Origin of the sequence: Sphingobacterium sp. WM (assembly GCF_029542465.1) — a bacterium.
Lineage (GTDB): Bacteria > Bacteroidota > Bacteroidia > Sphingobacteriales > Sphingobacteriaceae > Sphingobacterium > Sphingobacterium cellulitidis.
The window spans coordinates 3,655,907-3,671,133 of sequence record NZ_CP120709.1 but is presented as its reverse complement, the minus strand read 5'-3'; the positions used below and the strand labels follow the sequence as shown (position 1 = coordinate 3,671,133).

Below are 15,227 nucleotides of genomic sequence, written 5' to 3'. Positions count from 1 at the left end.
AACCCGACACAAAAATACAGTTTACGAATCTATTTTTCTATTAAAAACCTAGAGTCAAGCCAAAAGCCAAGTTTCTTACACCTTCTTGAGCGGGACTTTTCTCGAATAAATCGTTGACATAATACTTCGCAAATAATCCGAAATCATCATATCCTATCCGAATAAATGGACCATATTGAAAGGTTTGTAAGTTATAAGTGTCCTTGAATTTTTGTTTTCCATTATTATCACTTTTCAAACGTTGGGTTCCCTTTAATAAAACCCCAGTCATCGCTCCAAAAGCTAGTTTTAAGCGCTTGCCATTATGCAATTCTCTACTTCTTAACTCAAATGATAAAGGTAGGCGAAGGTAGGTCGATGTAAAAACATTCTTGGAATAATTCGCATCCGGATCCAATGGTTCATAGGTCAATGGCGATACATTCTCCTGCAAAAGTACATTCTGTTTCAATCTCCAATAATTCCATTCAAAGCCGGCAGAAAGATAAACTTTAAAATTATCATTAAAGCGAACCCCAAATTGGGCAATATCAAAACCAAAATTGGATGCTTTTTTATAACTCAGAAACTGGTTTTCCTCCGATAAGGTAAAACTTCCATTGTCAGATAGTCTCGAAAGTCCCCAATCTATACGGGTGAAAGTTATTCCACCGTAAGTGCGTGGATAATGGATTTCTTTTCCATCATCCTCCTTGTTCTCGTCTTCTTTACCAATGGTAATCGAGTAGCTTGAACGTTTGCTGGAATCCCTTTGTTCTTTTTCCTCAACCTCTTGAGCAAATCCTGTTTGGCTAAAATAACCTACAGCTAAAATTAGTAGTGAAATAGTTTTTATATTCATGTTATCTTCTGGTTTTTGCAATGCTATTAAATAAATCTACGGTAATCGAGCCTTCTTCATCGGAATTGAATTTCACCGGTTTGGTCGAAGGATTCAAATTTTCCGAAAGGGTATTTAAGATATTTGTTAAAATGGTTTGCTTTTTCTTGGGTTGTTTTTTAGCCTCCGCATACATTAGCTCTTCCTGCTCGATAATGTTTACCAAAGGTTGAATCGGAGCCACCTCAGCGGCAGCCATTTCCACCTGCTTCTCTTGATCCACTTCCTCTAATTGGATATTCGATAAAACCTTCATCTCTTCCATTGGTGTTAAGACCAGAATAGGTTCATCTTTCTTTGAAGACGTTTTTTCTTGATCTACGGCTTTGATGTTGCCTTCTATATCTGATTTTACCTGAATTGGAGTCTTGCTGGACGCAATTTGATTCTGCGGTTTAACGGTATTCGAAGCCTCTGAATTTGATTCTACTTTCGAAATTTCAGCCGAAGCTTGTTCTTGTTGCGATTCTATAGGTTCTTCCGGGATGATAGCTGGTTTATGTTCTGCTATGATACTTGGTTGAGCTGAATCTTCATTTTCTTGAAATAAGAATAACTTGCTGCTGATTCCTAGGGCAAGCAGAACACTCGCCGCGATAAACCAAACTTGTAGGTTGTTCTTCTTTTTCAAAGACACAATTTTTTCCGCCTCCAGATTGTTTTCTATGCCTTGCCAAACTGATGCTGGGGGAGTAATTTCCTGATCTTTGAGACCGTCTGAAAATAACTTGTCTACTTCTTGACCTTTCATATTCCTAATTCCTCCATTTTTTGAATTCGTTCTTTTAACCAGGATCTCGCTCTTGATAGTTGAGACTTGGAACTGCCTTCACTGATTTCTAGCATCTCCGCAATTTCCTTATGGTTATACCCTTCGATCGCATAGAGATTAAATACTGTACGATATCCCATCGGGAGTTTCTTTATTAATGCCAATAAATCTTTGTAGTCTAAATGGGTTAAGGAAAAGCTACCCGCTTGTTCGATTTCATGACCTGTCAATTCTTCCGTTGACAAGAAACGAACCTTGTTTTTGCGATGACTTTCAATGGCCGTATTGACCATCACCTTGCGAATCCATCCTTCCAAAGACCCTTTACCTTCAAAGAGCTCACATTTTTTGAAAACCTTTATAAAACCATTCTGAAGTATATCTGCAGCATCGTCCTGGTCTTTTGCGTATCGGATACATAAAGCATACATTTTAGCTGAAAAGTATTGGTACAGCTCGGATTGAGCCTGCCGATCCTGCGACTTGCATCTTTCCCATATTTGTATAACTTTATTAGGCTCCAATTTAATGTGATCTGGTTTTAATGTAAAGACGCCAACCAGCCTAAAAGGGTTGCAATAGAAATATAAATTATTTTAAAATTATTGTTCTACTCTGATCATCAGAGACTTCTATTTTTACCAAGGCGGCATCTTCGGGAATCAAATTAGGGATTTTCTCCGGCCATTCTATAAAACAATAGTCCCCTGAGTAAAAATATTCTTCATATCCTAAATCAAAGGCCTCCTGTTCTTGCTTCAGCCTATAAAAATCAAAATGATAAATAGGTCCATGTTCAGAACGGTATTCATTGACAATGGAAAAGGTAGGACTGGAAGTGCTGTCCTCAACCTGAAGATGTTCGCAAATTGCTTTTATAAATGTAGTTTTTCCAGCTCCCATAGGCGCTTGGAAAACAAAAACTCTCTTGTTGCCCGCTTGGTCAATCAGCCATTTCGCAGCATCTGCCAAACCCTCTGGATTCGCAACTTTAAACTCCATCTCTTAATCTATTATTTTGGACTGTATGTAATAAAAGGAATAATCATCTCCTCCAAGGAAATACCCCCATGCTGAAAGGTGCCATTGAAGTAATGGACGAACTTATTGTAATTGTTCGGATAAACAAAATAAGTATCCTCCTTCGCAAAAACATAGGTAGAACTCATGTGTACACGTGGTAATTGGGCATCTACAGGGTTCTTGATTACAAAAACTTCCTTGTCGATATAATTCAGGTTCTTTCCTTGTTTATAGCGTAAGTTGGTATTGGTGTTTCGGTCACCAATGATCTTACTAGGTTTTTTAACGCGGATAGTCCCGTGGTCGGTAGTCATAATGACCCTTACATTTTTTTGCGACAACCACTTCAACACATCCAGAAGTGGGGAATGTTCAAACCAAGATAAGGTCAAAGAACGGTAGGCTGCTTCATCGTTCGCCAGCTCCCTGATCATGGCCATGTCGGTCCGTGCATGGGATAACATATCCACAAAATTGTAAACCAGAATATTCAGGTCATTCATCATGAACTTATTGATGTTTTCCAAAACATCCTTCCCTTGTTCCATGGTTATAATCTTACTGTAGCTATGCTTGATATCTCGGCGGTAAACTCTTTTAATTTGGTCGGCCAGGAATACATCTTCGTAAAGATTCTTGCCACCCTCATCGTCATCATTCTGCCACTCATTAGGAAATCGTTTTTCCATTTCCAAAGGCGTTAATCCGCTAAAGATTGCATTTCGTGCATATTGAGTTGCCGTTGGCAAAATACTATAGTAGCTGTCCTCTTCCTCTACCCGATAATAATCGGTCATCACTTCATTGATGACTTTCCATTGATCATATCTTAAGTTATCAATCAAAAAGAAAAAGGTTGGTTTATCAGCTTCCATCTTCGGGAAGACTTTTTTCTTAAATAATTGATGGGATAGGGTAGGACCATCTTCAGGGTTCTTGATCCAGTGTAAATATTCTTTTTCTATGAATTTTGAGAATAACAAATTGGCTTCTGATTTTTGCATGGTCAGAATTTCATGCATTCCGGCATCTTCCAATTTCTCCAATGATAATTCCCAATAAAGGAGTTTCTTGTAGGCATCTACCCATTGTTGGAAATTGAGGTTATCGTTCATGCGCATACCCAATTCCCGGAAATCTTGTTGATAGGCCATTGAGGTACGTTCGGAAACCAATCTTTTGTTTTCAGTGAACTTTTTAATGGTCAGCAAAATTTGCTTAGGATTAACGGGTTTGATTAGGTAATCATCAATTTTGGCACCGATTGCATCTTCCATCAAGTGTTCCTCTTCATTTTTGGTCACCAAAACGGTGGGAATGGAAGGATTGATGGCTTTAAGCTTGTCAAGAGTTTCCAAACCTGTTAATCCAGGCATATTCTCGTCTAAAAATACCAGGTCAAAAGGTTCGTTCTGAAATGCTTCAACAGCATCAGAACCATTATTTACCGTTTTTACCTTATAGTCTTTTTGTTCTAGGAGGAGGATATGAGGTTTTAAAAACTCAATTTCATCATCAGCCCAAAGTATGTGAATTTTCTGCATGCTTTATTCCTTAGGAAAGCTAATTTACGGCTTTTCAAAGGATTTGTCCTGCTCTTTTCGTTTTAATGTTGATGGTTTGAGGAAATATTTCACAATAATTCTGTTCTCGATTCGATAAGGATATAAAGTAGGTGAAAATTTTAATCAAGTTATGGGATACGCCGGACAAGAATCGGATCTTCCTCGGACCTTCTTCGGACCTTAGTCGGGTAAATTCGAACAAGGTCCGGAGTAGGTCCGATGTAATTTTGAATTAAGTCCTTATTTAACACGATTTTTAAATAAAACGTAGGTTAAAATGTTGTTTTGTGACAAAATTTGTCAATTTCTTTAATATCGATACTGGTTTATGTTTAAACGTGAAATAAAAATACTGTGATTCGATATTAATGCTTGATAATCTGGTTGTTGTGTGGGGTTTAGTGGGGTTTTCGATTGGGTATTAGGGCTAGGTTTTAATGGATAAGTGGAATAAAATTAAAAATGTTGTAACTGATTGTCGGTATTTAGGTTCAATTTCAACCTTTTTGGTTTTTTTTTAACATTAATTAAGTACCATGTATGTATCTTTGCCCGTATCTTAGCCATAATATACAATGTAGTACATATGGATTAGGCTGGGTTTTTAACTCTATTTTAGGCATTTGAACAAGAAGAAAATAATAAATGATCCTGTTTACGGTTTTGTTACGATCCCGTCGGGGTTTATTTATGACCTCATCCAACATCCATTCTTGCAAAGACTTCGCTACATCAAGCAGGTCAGCATGACTCATTTGGTTTATCCCGGAGCATTACATACTCGATTTCAACATGTTGTAGGTGCAATGCATCTGATGAGCTTAGCCATTGAAACTCTGCGTGGAAAGGATGTGCCGATTTCCGAAGTGGAAGAAGAAGCTGCTTTAGCGGCTATTCTCCTGCACGATGTAGGGCATGGTCCGTTCTCACATTCCTTGGAACACACCCTGGTGGAAGGCGTTTCGCATGAGCTTATCTCTGAATTATTAATGGATAAGTTGAATGAGGAGTTTGCAGGGAAATTAAATCTGGCAATTACCATATTTAACGATCAATATCCCCGTAAATTCTTGCACCAACTGGTATCGAGTCAATTAGATACAGATCGGATGGATTATTTGAATAGGGATAGTTTTTTTACTGGTGTTTCCGAAGGAGTGATATCCTTTGATCGGATTATCAAGATGCTGAATGTGAAGGATGATGAACTGGTCGTTGAAGCGAAAGGGATTTATTCGGTAGAGAAATTTTTGATTGCCCGGCGATTGATGTATTGGCAGGTTTATCTTCATAAGACAGTGATTACTGCCGAACAGATGTTGATTAAAGCATTAGCCAGAGCCAAGGAGTTGAGTAATAGAGGGGTTAAGTTGTTTGCAACACCTGCCTTGGATCATTTTTTGAATAATAAAATAGATAAGCAAACTTTTCTTTTAGATGAGTCGCATTTGGAATGGTTTACTCGTTTAGACGACACGGATATTTTATCGGCAATAAAAATTTGGGCCAACCATGACGATCAGATATTGAGTATGTTATGTTCCAAATTAGTGCGACGAGAGCTATTCCGAACTGAATTAAGCAATACGCCATTTTCAGAAGAATATGTGTCAGACTTGAAAGCAAAAGTGAAGTTGAGATTTAATCTTTCTGAAAATGAATTGGATTATTTATTTTATCAACAGGTGATTGGAAATAATGCATACGACTCTTCGGTCAGTAAGATTTGTGTCTTGATGAAAGATGGGCAACTGCTGGATATTGCAGAAGCTTCTGATTTATCAAACATCGAGTCTTTATCTAGACGCGTTGAAAAATATGCCATTACCTACCCTAAGGAAATAGGGTTGATTTCTTCGAGCCCACAAATGATTATTAACAATTAAAATACAAGTATTACTTAATGCAATTTACCGCGGAACAAATAGCGACATTATTAAAAGGAAAAGTAGAAGGGAATCCTGAGACCTTAGTGGACCAGCTGTCTAAGATTGAAGAGGCTGGTGCTAAGAGTTTGACTTTTTTGGCGAATCCGAAGTATGAACACTATATATATGATTCAGGTGCAGGGATTATAGTTATCAATGAGGATCTTCCCTTGCAGAAGCCTGTAAAATCAACCTTAATTCGTGTAAAGAATGCTTATTCGGCCTTTACAGAGTTGTTGAAATTATATGATGCCATGAGAAATGAAAGAAGTGGCATCGATGAACAAGTTTATATCCATGAAAGTTCTAGTATTGGTCAAGAACCATATATTGGAGCATTCAGTTATATCGGAAAGAATGTGGTTATCGGTAACCATGTGAAAATCTATCCTCAAGTTTATATTGGGGATGATGTGAAAATTGGAGACAATACGGTTTTGTTGCCGGGTGTTAAGGTATACAAAGATTGTGTTGTAGGAAATCGCGTGATTATTCATGCCGGTTCAGTGATTGGAAGTGATGGATTTGGGTTTGCTCCAAAAGAAGATGGTTCCTATGATAAAATCCCACAGATTGGGAATGTTATTATTGAGGACGATGTTGAAATTGGTGCTAACACTGTGATTGACAGGGCGACCTTAGGTTCGACTCGCATTTTGAAAGGGGTTAAGTTAGATAACCTTATACAGATTGCACATAATGTTGAGATCGGGGCGAATACAGTAATTGCGGCACAGACCGGAGTTTCAGGTAGTACCAAAATTGGTGAGAATGTGGTGTTAGGTGGTCAGGTTGGTGTTGTTGGCCATATTAATATTGCCAAAGGAAGTCAGGTGCAAGCACAGTCAGGTATTAATCGTTCCATCTTGGAAGAGAACAAGAAATGGGGAGGCAGTCCGGCATTTCCATACAACAATGAGCTTCGTTCCCAGGTGTTATATTCCAAGCTTCCTGAGCTTGAAAAACGCATTGCGGAGTTAGAAAGGCAATTAAATGATAAAAATAATAGCTAACTTTACAGGATAATTTTTTGCAAAACACGAATGTTAGATATGAATGTAAAACAGAGAACCATTAAATCTGATGTCCATTTTTCGGGCGTGGGTCTTCACACGGGTAAACAAGTAAATGTGACGTTAAAACCTGCTGCTGAAAACCACTGGTACAAGTTTAAACGAGTAGATTTAGAGGGTCAACCAATTGTAAATGTGGATGTTGATAATGTGAGCAACACCGCAAGGGGAACTACAATTTCTCAAAACGGCGCTTCTGTAAGTACCATCGAACATTTGATGGCAGCATTGGTAGGTTTGCAATTGGATAATATATTAATTGAAATTGACGCTCCTGAGGTTCCAATATTGGACGGGAGTTCCGCAATATTTATTGAGAAAATCCAAGAAGTTGGATTTCAAGATCAGGATGCAGATCGTGATTTTTTTGAAGTAACAGATAATATCCACTATACCGATCCTGAAAATAAGGTTGAGATCGTAGCGATGCCAGTTGATGGCTATCGCATTACCTGTATGATTGATTTTAATTCCCCAGTATTGGGAAGTCAACATGCTTCCATTAGTGATTTGGATGAGTTCAGCAAGGAAATTGCAGGCTCACGTACCTTCTGTTTCTTGCATGAACTAGAAGCTTTGGTTAGTCAAAATTTAATCAAAGGTGGCGATTTGTCGAATGCGATCGTTATAGTAGATAAGGAAGTGTCTGAAGGCGAACTGGATAAGCTACAGGATTTGTTCCATAAACGTGTTGAGGTTGCTCAGGAGGGGATTTTGAATAATATCTCCTTACGTTATCAGAACGAGCCTGCACGACATAAGTTGTTGGACATGATTGGTGACTTGGCCTTGGTAGGAAAGCCAATAAAAGGACATATCATGGCAGCGCGTCCTGGGCATGCAGCGAATGTTGCCTTTGCGAAACGCATCAAAGGACAAATCAAACGTGAAAAGAATAAAAAGAACGTAAAGGTATATGATCCGAATACACCTCCGGTTTATGATACTGTTCAAATCATGAATATACTTCCACATCGTCAACCATTTTTGATGATTGATAAGATTTTGGAATTATCGCAGACCCATGTGGTTGGTTTGAAGAATGTCACCATGAACGAGGATTTGTTTATGGGTCATTTCCCAGGAGCACCATTGTTTCCGGGTGTCTTGCAGATTGAAGCAATGGCACAAACAGGCGGTATTTTGGTGTTAAATACAGTCCCTGACCCAGAAAACTGGTTGACTTTATTCTTAAAGATTGAGAATGCAAGATTTAAGAATCAAGTGGTGCCAGGAGATACCGTAATCTTCACTTGTGAGTTGTTGGAGCCAATCCGTAGGGGGATTGCCAGAATGAAAGGCGTTGGTATGGTAGGCGACAAGGTGGTAAGTGAAGCAGAATTAATGGCCCAGATTGTAAAGGTCAAAGGATAATTTAATAAAGAATGATTCAACCATTATCATACATACATCCTGAGGCAAAGATTGCACAGAATGTGGTTATTGAACCCTTCTCAACCATTCATAAAGATGTAGAGATTGGTGAAGGAACTTGGATAGGCTCGAATGTAACCATTATGAATGGTGCACGAATCGGGAAAAATTGTAAGATTTTTCCAGGAGCTGTTATTTCAGGAGAACCTCAGGATCTTAAATTCGAAGGTGAAATCACAACCGCGGAAATCGGTGATAATACCACCATCCGTGAATGTGTTACCATCAATAGAGGTACAAAAGACAGATACCGCACAGTAATTGGTAAAAACTGCTTGATTCAAGCTTATAGCCATATAGCACATGATTGCTTTATTGGTGATAATTGTATTTTCTCCAACTCCAGTACCTTAGCAGGGCATATTACAGTAGGTGATTATGTCGTGTTGGCGGGAATGGTTGCGGTACATCAGTTTTGTAAGATTGGATCACATGCTTTTGTAACCGGTGGTACATTGGTTAGAAAAGATGTTCCTCCATATATCAAAGCAGCTAGAGAGCCTATTTCCTATGCAGGTATTAACTCCGTAGGGTTAAGAAGGAGAGGTTTCTCGAATGAGCAAATCAACGAAATCCAGAATATTTATCGGGTTTTGTTTGTTCAACATAGTAACTTAGGAAAAGCCTTGGATATTGTGGAAGCTGAATTTGAGGCAACAGAATTAAGAGATGAAATCCTAGGATTCGTTCGAGCATCAAATCGAGGAGTAGTCAAAGGATTCGGACAAGGTAAATCGAGTATATAACAATAAATTATTCGACTATTTGAATATAATTTTACAAGATATTGGTAGGAGGTATAATAGAGAATGGATTTTTAGACATCTCGATTATACCTTTTCTTTTGGAAACAGCTATGCTATCCTTGGTCCAAATGGATCTGGAAAATCCACCCTCATCAAAGTATTAACAGGTGCCCTGACCGCAAGCGAAGGAAATCTTCGGTATGAGGAGAATGGAAACGAACTAGCCATAGAACAAGTATTCCAAAAGATGAGCCTTGCTGCGCCTTATGTTGAATTGATTGAAGAGTATTCCTTGAATGAAATGTTGGCATTTCATTTTAAATTCAAATCCTATTTGGGAGGTTTTGACTTGGAACGAGTGAAGGAAACCCTAGGATTTGCCAAGAATACCTTCGAAAAGGATATCCGACATTTTTCATCAGGCATGAAACAACGGGTAAAATTGATTTTAGCTTGTTGTTCTCAAAGTAATTTGTTATTCTTGGATGAACCTACAAGCAATTTGGATCGAGAAGGAGAAAAATGGTATCGGGATTTATTGAAACTTACCAATAGTGAACGGATTTTGATCATTGGATCCAACCAAGAACATGAATATAGTTTCTGTAATGAACAATTGCAGATTCTTGATTATAAGTAATGGGCAAGGGCATGTTTCAGGTGAAACATGATTTTTTTATATTTGCGAAAGAAATAAAATAATAATATGGCAAAGGCTTCAGACGTAAAGAGTGGAAATATACTTCGTTTTAATGGGGAGTTAGTATCGGTAGAGGAATATATTCATCGTACCCCAGGAAACTTACGTGCATTTTATCAAGCTAGAATGCGTAACGTAAAGACTGGAAAATTAGTAGAATACAGATTCAGAACAGATGAAGAGGTAGAAATTGCTCGTGTAGAGACTAATGACTATCAGTATTTATATGAGGATGGCGAATTTTTCGTAGTGATGGATAATGAAACTTACGAGCAATTCAATATTCCAAAAGCACTTTTCGGAGATTCAGCAAGATTCTTGAAAGAAGGAATGAATGTTATTGTTGCTTTTGAAAGTGAAGAAGCAATTATGGCACAAACTCCTGCAAGTGTGGAATTAGAAATTACGTATACCGAACCTGCAGTAAAAGGTGATACTTCAACGAATGCATTGAAGAGCGCGACTGTGGAAACTGGTGTAGAAATTCGCGTTCCGTTATTTATTAATCAAGGTGATCGTGTAAAAGTAGATACACGTACTGGTGATTATATGGAGCGTGTAAAATAAGATCTTAGGTTTAGGTTGATTATTCGGTCTTGTTAGCTCCCAAGCTTCAAGGCCGATTTTTTTTATCTGCAGATGAATAAAACAACATTAAGGACCCTCTATAAACAGAAACGCAATGATCTGGATCTGGAGGAGGTGATTTCATTAGATAAATTGATTTTTGAAGAACTAATCCGATATGATTGGTCCTCCATTCAATTCTTGCATTGCTATTTGGCCATAGCAAAGTTTAAGGAGTATGATACGTTAAAGTTTATTCATTGGATCTGGGCTAAGCATCCCCATATTAAAATTGTGATCTCCCGATCCGATTTTGAGACGCATGAACTCAAACACTTTATCTTTGATAAAGAAACCGAGTTAGCTTGTAATGCTTGGGGAATTCCAGAGCCTGCAAATGCCCTAGAAGTAGATGTAGAAGCCATTGATGCGGTATTGACACCATTGTTGGTGCTGGACAAGTCTGGTAATAGAGTCGGCTATGGCAAAGGATTCTACGATCGTTTTTTTGCAAGCTGCAAGTCTACGGTAATGAAGGCTGGTATTTCTTACTTTCAACCTGTGGATAAGATTGATGATATATCAGAATGGGATGTGCCAATTGACATGGTTTTTACTCCCGGAAAAACTTTTTACCTGTAGGGGTTTAAACTATTCTTAATAGAAAAATTAGCCAAAAAAATACAATTTATTAGATATTAAAGGCGTTAGTTATTTAGTATCCTATGATTGGTTTCAAAAACTGGTTAAGGATAAACCGGAAATGGAGTAAACAGATTTCCAATTTGAGAGGTTGGAAATTTCAAAAATAAAAGAAAGTTTGTCTAAAAAGCTAAATAAACAATTTTCGTTATTTACTCCCTATACATGCTATTGTCGGCATAGGTTTTGGCTCAAACCAAAACATTAGTTTATCCATGCTTTTTAGACAAAAACTTTCTTTACTTATATAGTATTCTGAATTTAATGGTATGATCTACCTGTTTTAACTGCTTTAACATTTGTTTATCATATGCAGCATCGATATCGGTGACCGCATAACCTATTTCTCCACGAGTCATTAAGAACTGCGAGAAGATATTGATATTGTTTTCTGCGTAGATTTTGTTGATCTGAGCCATAATCCCAGGGACATTATTATGGATATGCAACAATCTATGGGCGCGAGTTAAGTTTGGTAAAGTTAGATTAGGGAAATTCCTGCTTTGATCGGTGTCGCCATTATTGATGAAATTTGCCATCCGACGAGGAATATATTCTGCATTTCTCTTTTTATTCTTTTTATCGTCAAAAACCACGATTCCCTTTTCATTACAGATGGCTTTAGAAAGATGTCCTTTCACATCACCTAGATAACCAATGGTTTTCAATTTATCAGCACGCGCAAGAACCTCGTCAGAAATTGTCTCTCCATGTCCTAGCAAAAGCATACCAACATCCTTTACATATTTTTCTTCCAAGGTCTCCTTGATGCGGATTGAAAAACCATCTCTTTTAAGGATGTGTGCTGCAATTTCAGGAACATCCCCTACAATAAGACAAAGAATTCTGTTTTTAGGATAGGAGATTGCGCGAGGAAGGTCATTCACATACAGGAACTCATCAAAGCTAGGTGCAATATGATCGGCTTTATCCGTAACAGACTGTCTTGAGATGTTTTCAGTAAAAGCATAGAACTTCTCAATCAGGCCGGATTCTTTTAATTGGAAGTCTGAGTAACCATCCCCAATGCCGAAGATTTTGCCGTTGATATTCAGTTGTTTTAAGAGCTTTACTTTTCCACCTTCGTCCGATAAAGGATTTTCTTCATCGTAACCGATAATATTTCCTTCAGTATCGAATTTAAAGGTGTTTGCATAGATGTTTTCCTTTCTAATATGATAAGGACTTACTACGGGTGTAATAAACTCTTTAAAACCGCCAGAAACGATCCATGCAGTGTCTGAGTGTTCTCTGAAGAACTCTTTATTTCTACTAAATGATTTAGAGACTTTCTTTTTTAAATGGGTAATTAATTTATCCAAATGTTCCCGATTCGCCTGTAAAAGACTTACGCGTCCAGCAAGACTTTCACGGAAAGAGATCTTTCCTTCCATGGCAAGATTGGTGAAACGCTCAATTTCTTTATATATTTTCTCCTGATCGGGATGATTTTCTAAAGAAATCCTGGCTAATTCGTCTAGGGCTTCGACTTGGGTGAAAGTGCTATCGAAGTCTATGATGTAATAATTTTTCACTGTATGATTTTGTTTAGATTGTTACTTTATATAATATGCTTCACAGACTTCCTTTAAGGTTTGATCCAATGGTTTAAAAGTATAACCCAGTTTTTCCCTTATTTTGGAGTTGTCATATTGTAATTTACTATTTGCTGCACGAGCAGATTCTGCGGTCAAAGTAGGTTTTTTACCACTTAACAAAGAACCGATTTTGGATAGTCGCCAAGCAAGGGACAACATCAATGGGGTGGCTTTGATATGTGGAGCCGGCTTTTGCAAATACCCGCTGATCTTGGTCAGTAAATCCTGATTGCTGATGTTTTCCGCATTCAGGATGTATCGCTCTGCCGTAATGTCGCTGTTCATCAACTGAATCATGATCTTTGCGACATCGCTTACATCTACGATTCCAACCGATCCTAATGGATAGATTTTATTCCCTTTATTTACCAGATTGAAAATTGCTCTTGAACCCTTTTCACCCCAACCAATTCCCATGATGACAGAAGGATTTACAATTACGGCATCCAAGCCTTCTGCAATTCCCCGCCATACCTCCATTTCGCTTTCATGTTTCGCTAATGAATATTTGGAAATTTTGGGATTGTATTCCCATTTATCTTTTTCCGTAACAGCTAGTCCTTTTTTACTAAATCCCAATGCTGCAATGGAACTCACATGCAGGAGTCTCTTTTGATGTTCAAGACATAGATTGACAATATGCTTGGTACCTTCAACGTTGGTTTTTATGATCTCTGCGGCATCTTCTTTTTGGTAAGATACTTTTGCGGCGCAGTGATAAACCTGATCGACTTTAGGGATAATTTCTTCCAAGCTGAAGTAATCAGTGATTTCGGCATCAACCCATTGGATGAGCGATGAAGATTTTAAGGGGTCGGGAATAACAGAGCTTGTTCTTTTTAATGCAATAACACTATGCCCATCATCAATGAGATACTGCAATAACGTAGACCCTAAAAAACCTGTTCCTCCAGTTACTAAAATCACTTCCTAACTTATTGTTGAAAAATTATGTAGCTCAAAAGTAAGTTAATAAATGCATATTTGCTAAATACAATAGGATAAACTCAATAAAATTTGAGGATTTAGACAATCAATATGACTTTAGCTGATTTTTTATCACCCATTTCTCTTCAAGAATTAGGACTTCCGACAGATTATTATAATTCACAATTTGGTCATTCCATTCAAAAATATATAGATGATTTTCCAGTTTGGGATGATGAAACAGGATATCCTCAAATTGCGATTTTCGGTATTGAAGAGGGAAGGGCTGCAGTTAATAACAATGGCACGCAAAAAGGGCCTAATCTAGTCAGAAAGCACTTGTATGATCTTTATCAAGGGGATTATACCGTGAAGATTGCCGATTTGGGTAATATTAAAGCTGGAGCAACAGTAAAGGATACTTATGTTGCGGTGAAAATGGTCATGGAGGAATTAATGAAAAAGGATATTCTTCCCATATTGATTGGTGGTGGTCAGGATTTAACCTATGCGCAGTATACCGCATATGAAAATCTAGAGCAGAGGGTTGATGTTGCCATCATCGATTCCAGGTTTGACTTGGACCAGGACAATGCAGAAGATATGGCCTTGAATTCCCAGACTTATCTAAATCATTTAATCCTTCATCAACCGGATTACTTATTCAATCTTAGCAATATTGGCTATCAAACTTACCTGGTGAGTAAGGAATCTATCAATATGTACGATAAATTATTCTTTAACGCCTTGCGATTGGGTAGTTTTTCGGGGAAATTAGATCAAGCAGAACCTATTATCAGATCGGCGGATATGGTAAGTTTTGATATCGGTGCGATTCGTGCTTCGGAGGCCTGTGGAAATGCAAATGCCGGACCGAATGGTTTATATGGTGATGAGGCTTGTCAGTTAGCGCGGTATGCGGGGATGTCAGATAAGTGTAGTTCCTTTGGAATTTATGAGTATAACCCAACTTTTGATCCAATGGGTCAGACAGGGATGTTGATTGCTCAAATGATCTGGTGTTTTATAGATGGCTATTATAGTCGTAAAAAGGATGCTCCTATGTATCCGAAATCAAATTATATTATTTACCGGACCACCTTGGAGGCCGAAGATTATGAGCTTGTATTCGTAAAAAGTAAGAAATCTGACCGATGGTGGATGCAAGTCCCTTATTTTGGGTCTAAATCGGTGAATGAACGTTTTTATCTTGTACCATGCCGATATGAAGATTATCAATTAGCAGTGGCCGGAGAAATGCCTGATCTATGGTGGAAAACACACCAAAAACTACAATAATTTTCTAAAAATC

At 37.9% G+C, this 15,227-nt stretch carries 15 protein-coding genes; 8 read left to right on the top strand and 7 right to left on the bottom strand.

The genetic code is table 11. The features are described from left to right. Nucleotides 1-40: 40 nt before the first annotated feature. From PZ892_RS15660 to PZ892_RS15640, 5 genes are all read right to left on the bottom strand, one after another. Nucleotides 41-841, bottom strand: a complete 801-nt coding sequence (locus PZ892_RS15660) for an outer membrane beta-barrel protein (RefSeq protein WP_220476769.1) — start codon at nt 839-841, stop codon at nt 41-43. Between the two features lies 1 nt (nt 842). After that, complete coding sequence (locus PZ892_RS15655; RefSeq protein ID WP_094280593.1) at nt 843-1,631, bottom strand: hypothetical protein; 789 nt, start codon at nt 1,629-1,631, stop codon at nt 843-845. Then, nucleotides 1,628-2,176 carry an RNA polymerase sigma factor gene (locus PZ892_RS15650; protein ID WP_094280592.1) on the bottom strand — a complete coding sequence of 183 codons (549 nt, stop codon included), beginning with the start codon at nt 2,174-2,176 and terminating at the stop codon, nt 1,628-1,630. Before PZ892_RS15650 ends, PZ892_RS15655 begins: the two co-directional genes overlap by 4 nt. A 67-nt stretch (nt 2,177-2,243) precedes the next feature. Continuing rightward, nucleotides 2,244-2,654 carry a tRNA (adenosine(37)-N6)-threonylcarbamoyltransferase complex ATPase subunit type 1 TsaE gene (gene tsaE, locus PZ892_RS15645; RefSeq protein WP_094280591.1) on the bottom strand — a complete coding sequence of 137 codons (411 nt, stop codon included), beginning with the start codon at nt 2,652-2,654 and terminating at the stop codon, nt 2,244-2,246. Between the two features lie 11 nt (nt 2,655-2,665). Continuing rightward, nucleotides 2,666-4,219 carry a response regulator gene (locus PZ892_RS15640; RefSeq protein WP_094280590.1) on the bottom strand — a complete coding sequence of 518 codons (1,554 nt, stop codon included), beginning with the start codon at nt 4,217-4,219 and terminating at the stop codon, nt 2,666-2,668. Between the two features lie 644 nt (nt 4,220-4,863). Between PZ892_RS15640 and PZ892_RS15635 the strand changes: the two genes are divergently transcribed. From PZ892_RS15635 to PZ892_RS15605, 7 genes are all read left to right on the top strand, one after another. After that, nucleotides 4,864-6,126 (top strand): HD domain-containing protein, encoded by a 1,263-nt coding sequence (locus tag PZ892_RS15635; protein WP_182499098.1) that lies wholly within the window; start codon nt 4,864-4,866, stop codon nt 6,124-6,126. Between the two features lie 17 nt (nt 6,127-6,143). Beyond that, nucleotides 6,144-7,181 carry a UDP-3-O-(3-hydroxymyristoyl)glucosamine N-acyltransferase gene (gene lpxD / locus PZ892_RS15630; protein WP_094280588.1) on the top strand — a complete coding sequence of 346 codons (1,038 nt, stop codon included), beginning with the start codon at nt 6,144-6,146 and terminating at the stop codon, nt 7,179-7,181. Between the two features lie 39 nt (nt 7,182-7,220). Then, nucleotides 7,221-8,615, top strand: coding sequence for a bifunctional UDP-3-O-[3-hydroxymyristoyl] N-acetylglucosamine deacetylase/3-hydroxyacyl-ACP dehydratase (locus tag PZ892_RS15625; RefSeq protein WP_179221451.1), 1,395 nt, complete (start codon nt 7,221-7,223; stop codon nt 8,613-8,615). Between the two features lie 11 nt (nt 8,616-8,626). Continuing rightward, nucleotides 8,627-9,421, top strand: coding sequence for an acyl-ACP--UDP-N-acetylglucosamine O-acyltransferase (lpxA, locus tag PZ892_RS15620; protein ID WP_094258466.1), 795 nt, complete (start codon nt 8,627-8,629; stop codon nt 9,419-9,421). Nucleotides 9,422-9,440: 19 nt separating this feature from the next. After that, the gene (locus PZ892_RS15615; protein WP_094280586.1) at nt 9,441-10,061 is read left to right on the top strand and encodes an ATP-binding cassette domain-containing protein; all 621 of its coding nucleotides are present in this window, start codon (nt 9,441-9,443) and stop codon (nt 10,059-10,061) included. A 66-nt stretch (nt 10,062-10,127) separates the two neighbouring features. Then, complete coding sequence (efp, locus tag PZ892_RS15610; protein WP_094258468.1) at nt 10,128-10,688, top strand: elongation factor P; 561 nt, start codon at nt 10,128-10,130, stop codon at nt 10,686-10,688. A 72-nt stretch (nt 10,689-10,760) separates the two neighbouring features. Beyond that, complete coding sequence (locus PZ892_RS15605) at nt 10,761-11,330, top strand: 5-formyltetrahydrofolate cyclo-ligase (protein ID WP_094280585.1); 570 nt, start codon at nt 10,761-10,763, stop codon at nt 11,328-11,330. A 299-nt stretch (nt 11,331-11,629) separates the two neighbouring features. Here PZ892_RS15605 and PZ892_RS15600 read toward each other — a convergent pair whose 3' ends face one another. Next, nucleotides 11,630-12,925 (bottom strand): HAD-IB family phosphatase, encoded by a 1,296-nt coding sequence (locus tag PZ892_RS15600; protein ID WP_094258470.1) that lies wholly within the window; start codon nt 12,923-12,925, stop codon nt 11,630-11,632. A 21-nt stretch (nt 12,926-12,946) separates the two neighbouring features. Beyond that, nucleotides 12,947-13,915 (bottom strand): NAD-dependent epimerase/dehydratase family protein, encoded by a 969-nt coding sequence (locus tag PZ892_RS15595; RefSeq protein ID WP_094258471.1) that lies wholly within the window; start codon nt 13,913-13,915, stop codon nt 12,947-12,949. Between the two features lie 111 nt (nt 13,916-14,026). Between PZ892_RS15595 and PZ892_RS15590 the strand changes: the two genes are divergently transcribed. After that, a complete protein-coding gene (locus PZ892_RS15590) occupies nt 14,027-15,214 on the top strand; it encodes a formimidoylglutamase (protein ID WP_094258472.1) in 1,188 nt (395 codons plus the stop codon). Nucleotides 15,215-15,227 lie beyond the last annotated feature (13 nt).

Bases quoted from the DNA above. Each gene is read 5' to 3' on its own strand.
- PZ892_RS15660 (WP_220476769.1), bottom strand. From the start codon at position 841: ATGAATATAAAAACTATTTCACTACTAATTTTAGCTGTAGGTTATTTT.
- PZ892_RS15655 (WP_094280593.1), bottom strand. From the start codon at position 1,631: ATGAAAGGTCAAGAAGTAGACAAGTTATTTTCAGACGGTCTCAAAGAT.
- tsaE (WP_094280591.1), bottom strand. From the start codon at position 2,654: ATGGAGTTTAAAGTTGCGAATCCAGAGGGTTTGGCAGATGCTGCGAAA.
- PZ892_RS15640 (WP_094280590.1), bottom strand. From the start codon at position 4,219: ATGCAGAAAATTCACATACTTTGGGCTGATGATGAAATTGAGTTTTTA.
- lpxD (WP_094280588.1), top strand. From the start codon at position 6,144: ATGCAATTTACCGCGGAACAAATAGCGACATTATTAAAAGGAAAAGTA.
- PZ892_RS15625 (WP_179221451.1), top strand. From the start codon at position 7,221: ATGAATGTAAAACAGAGAACCATTAAATCTGATGTCCATTTTTCGGGC.
- lpxA (WP_094258466.1), top strand. From the start codon at position 8,627: ATGATTCAACCATTATCATACATACATCCTGAGGCAAAGATTGCACAG.
- efp (WP_094258468.1), top strand. From the start codon at position 10,128: ATGGCAAAGGCTTCAGACGTAAAGAGTGGAAATATACTTCGTTTTAAT.
- PZ892_RS15605 (WP_094280585.1), top strand. From the start codon at position 10,761: ATGAATAAAACAACATTAAGGACCCTCTATAAACAGAAACGCAATGAT.
- PZ892_RS15590 (WP_094258472.1), top strand. From the start codon at position 14,027: ATGACTTTAGCTGATTTTTTATCACCCATTTCTCTTCAAGAATTAGGA.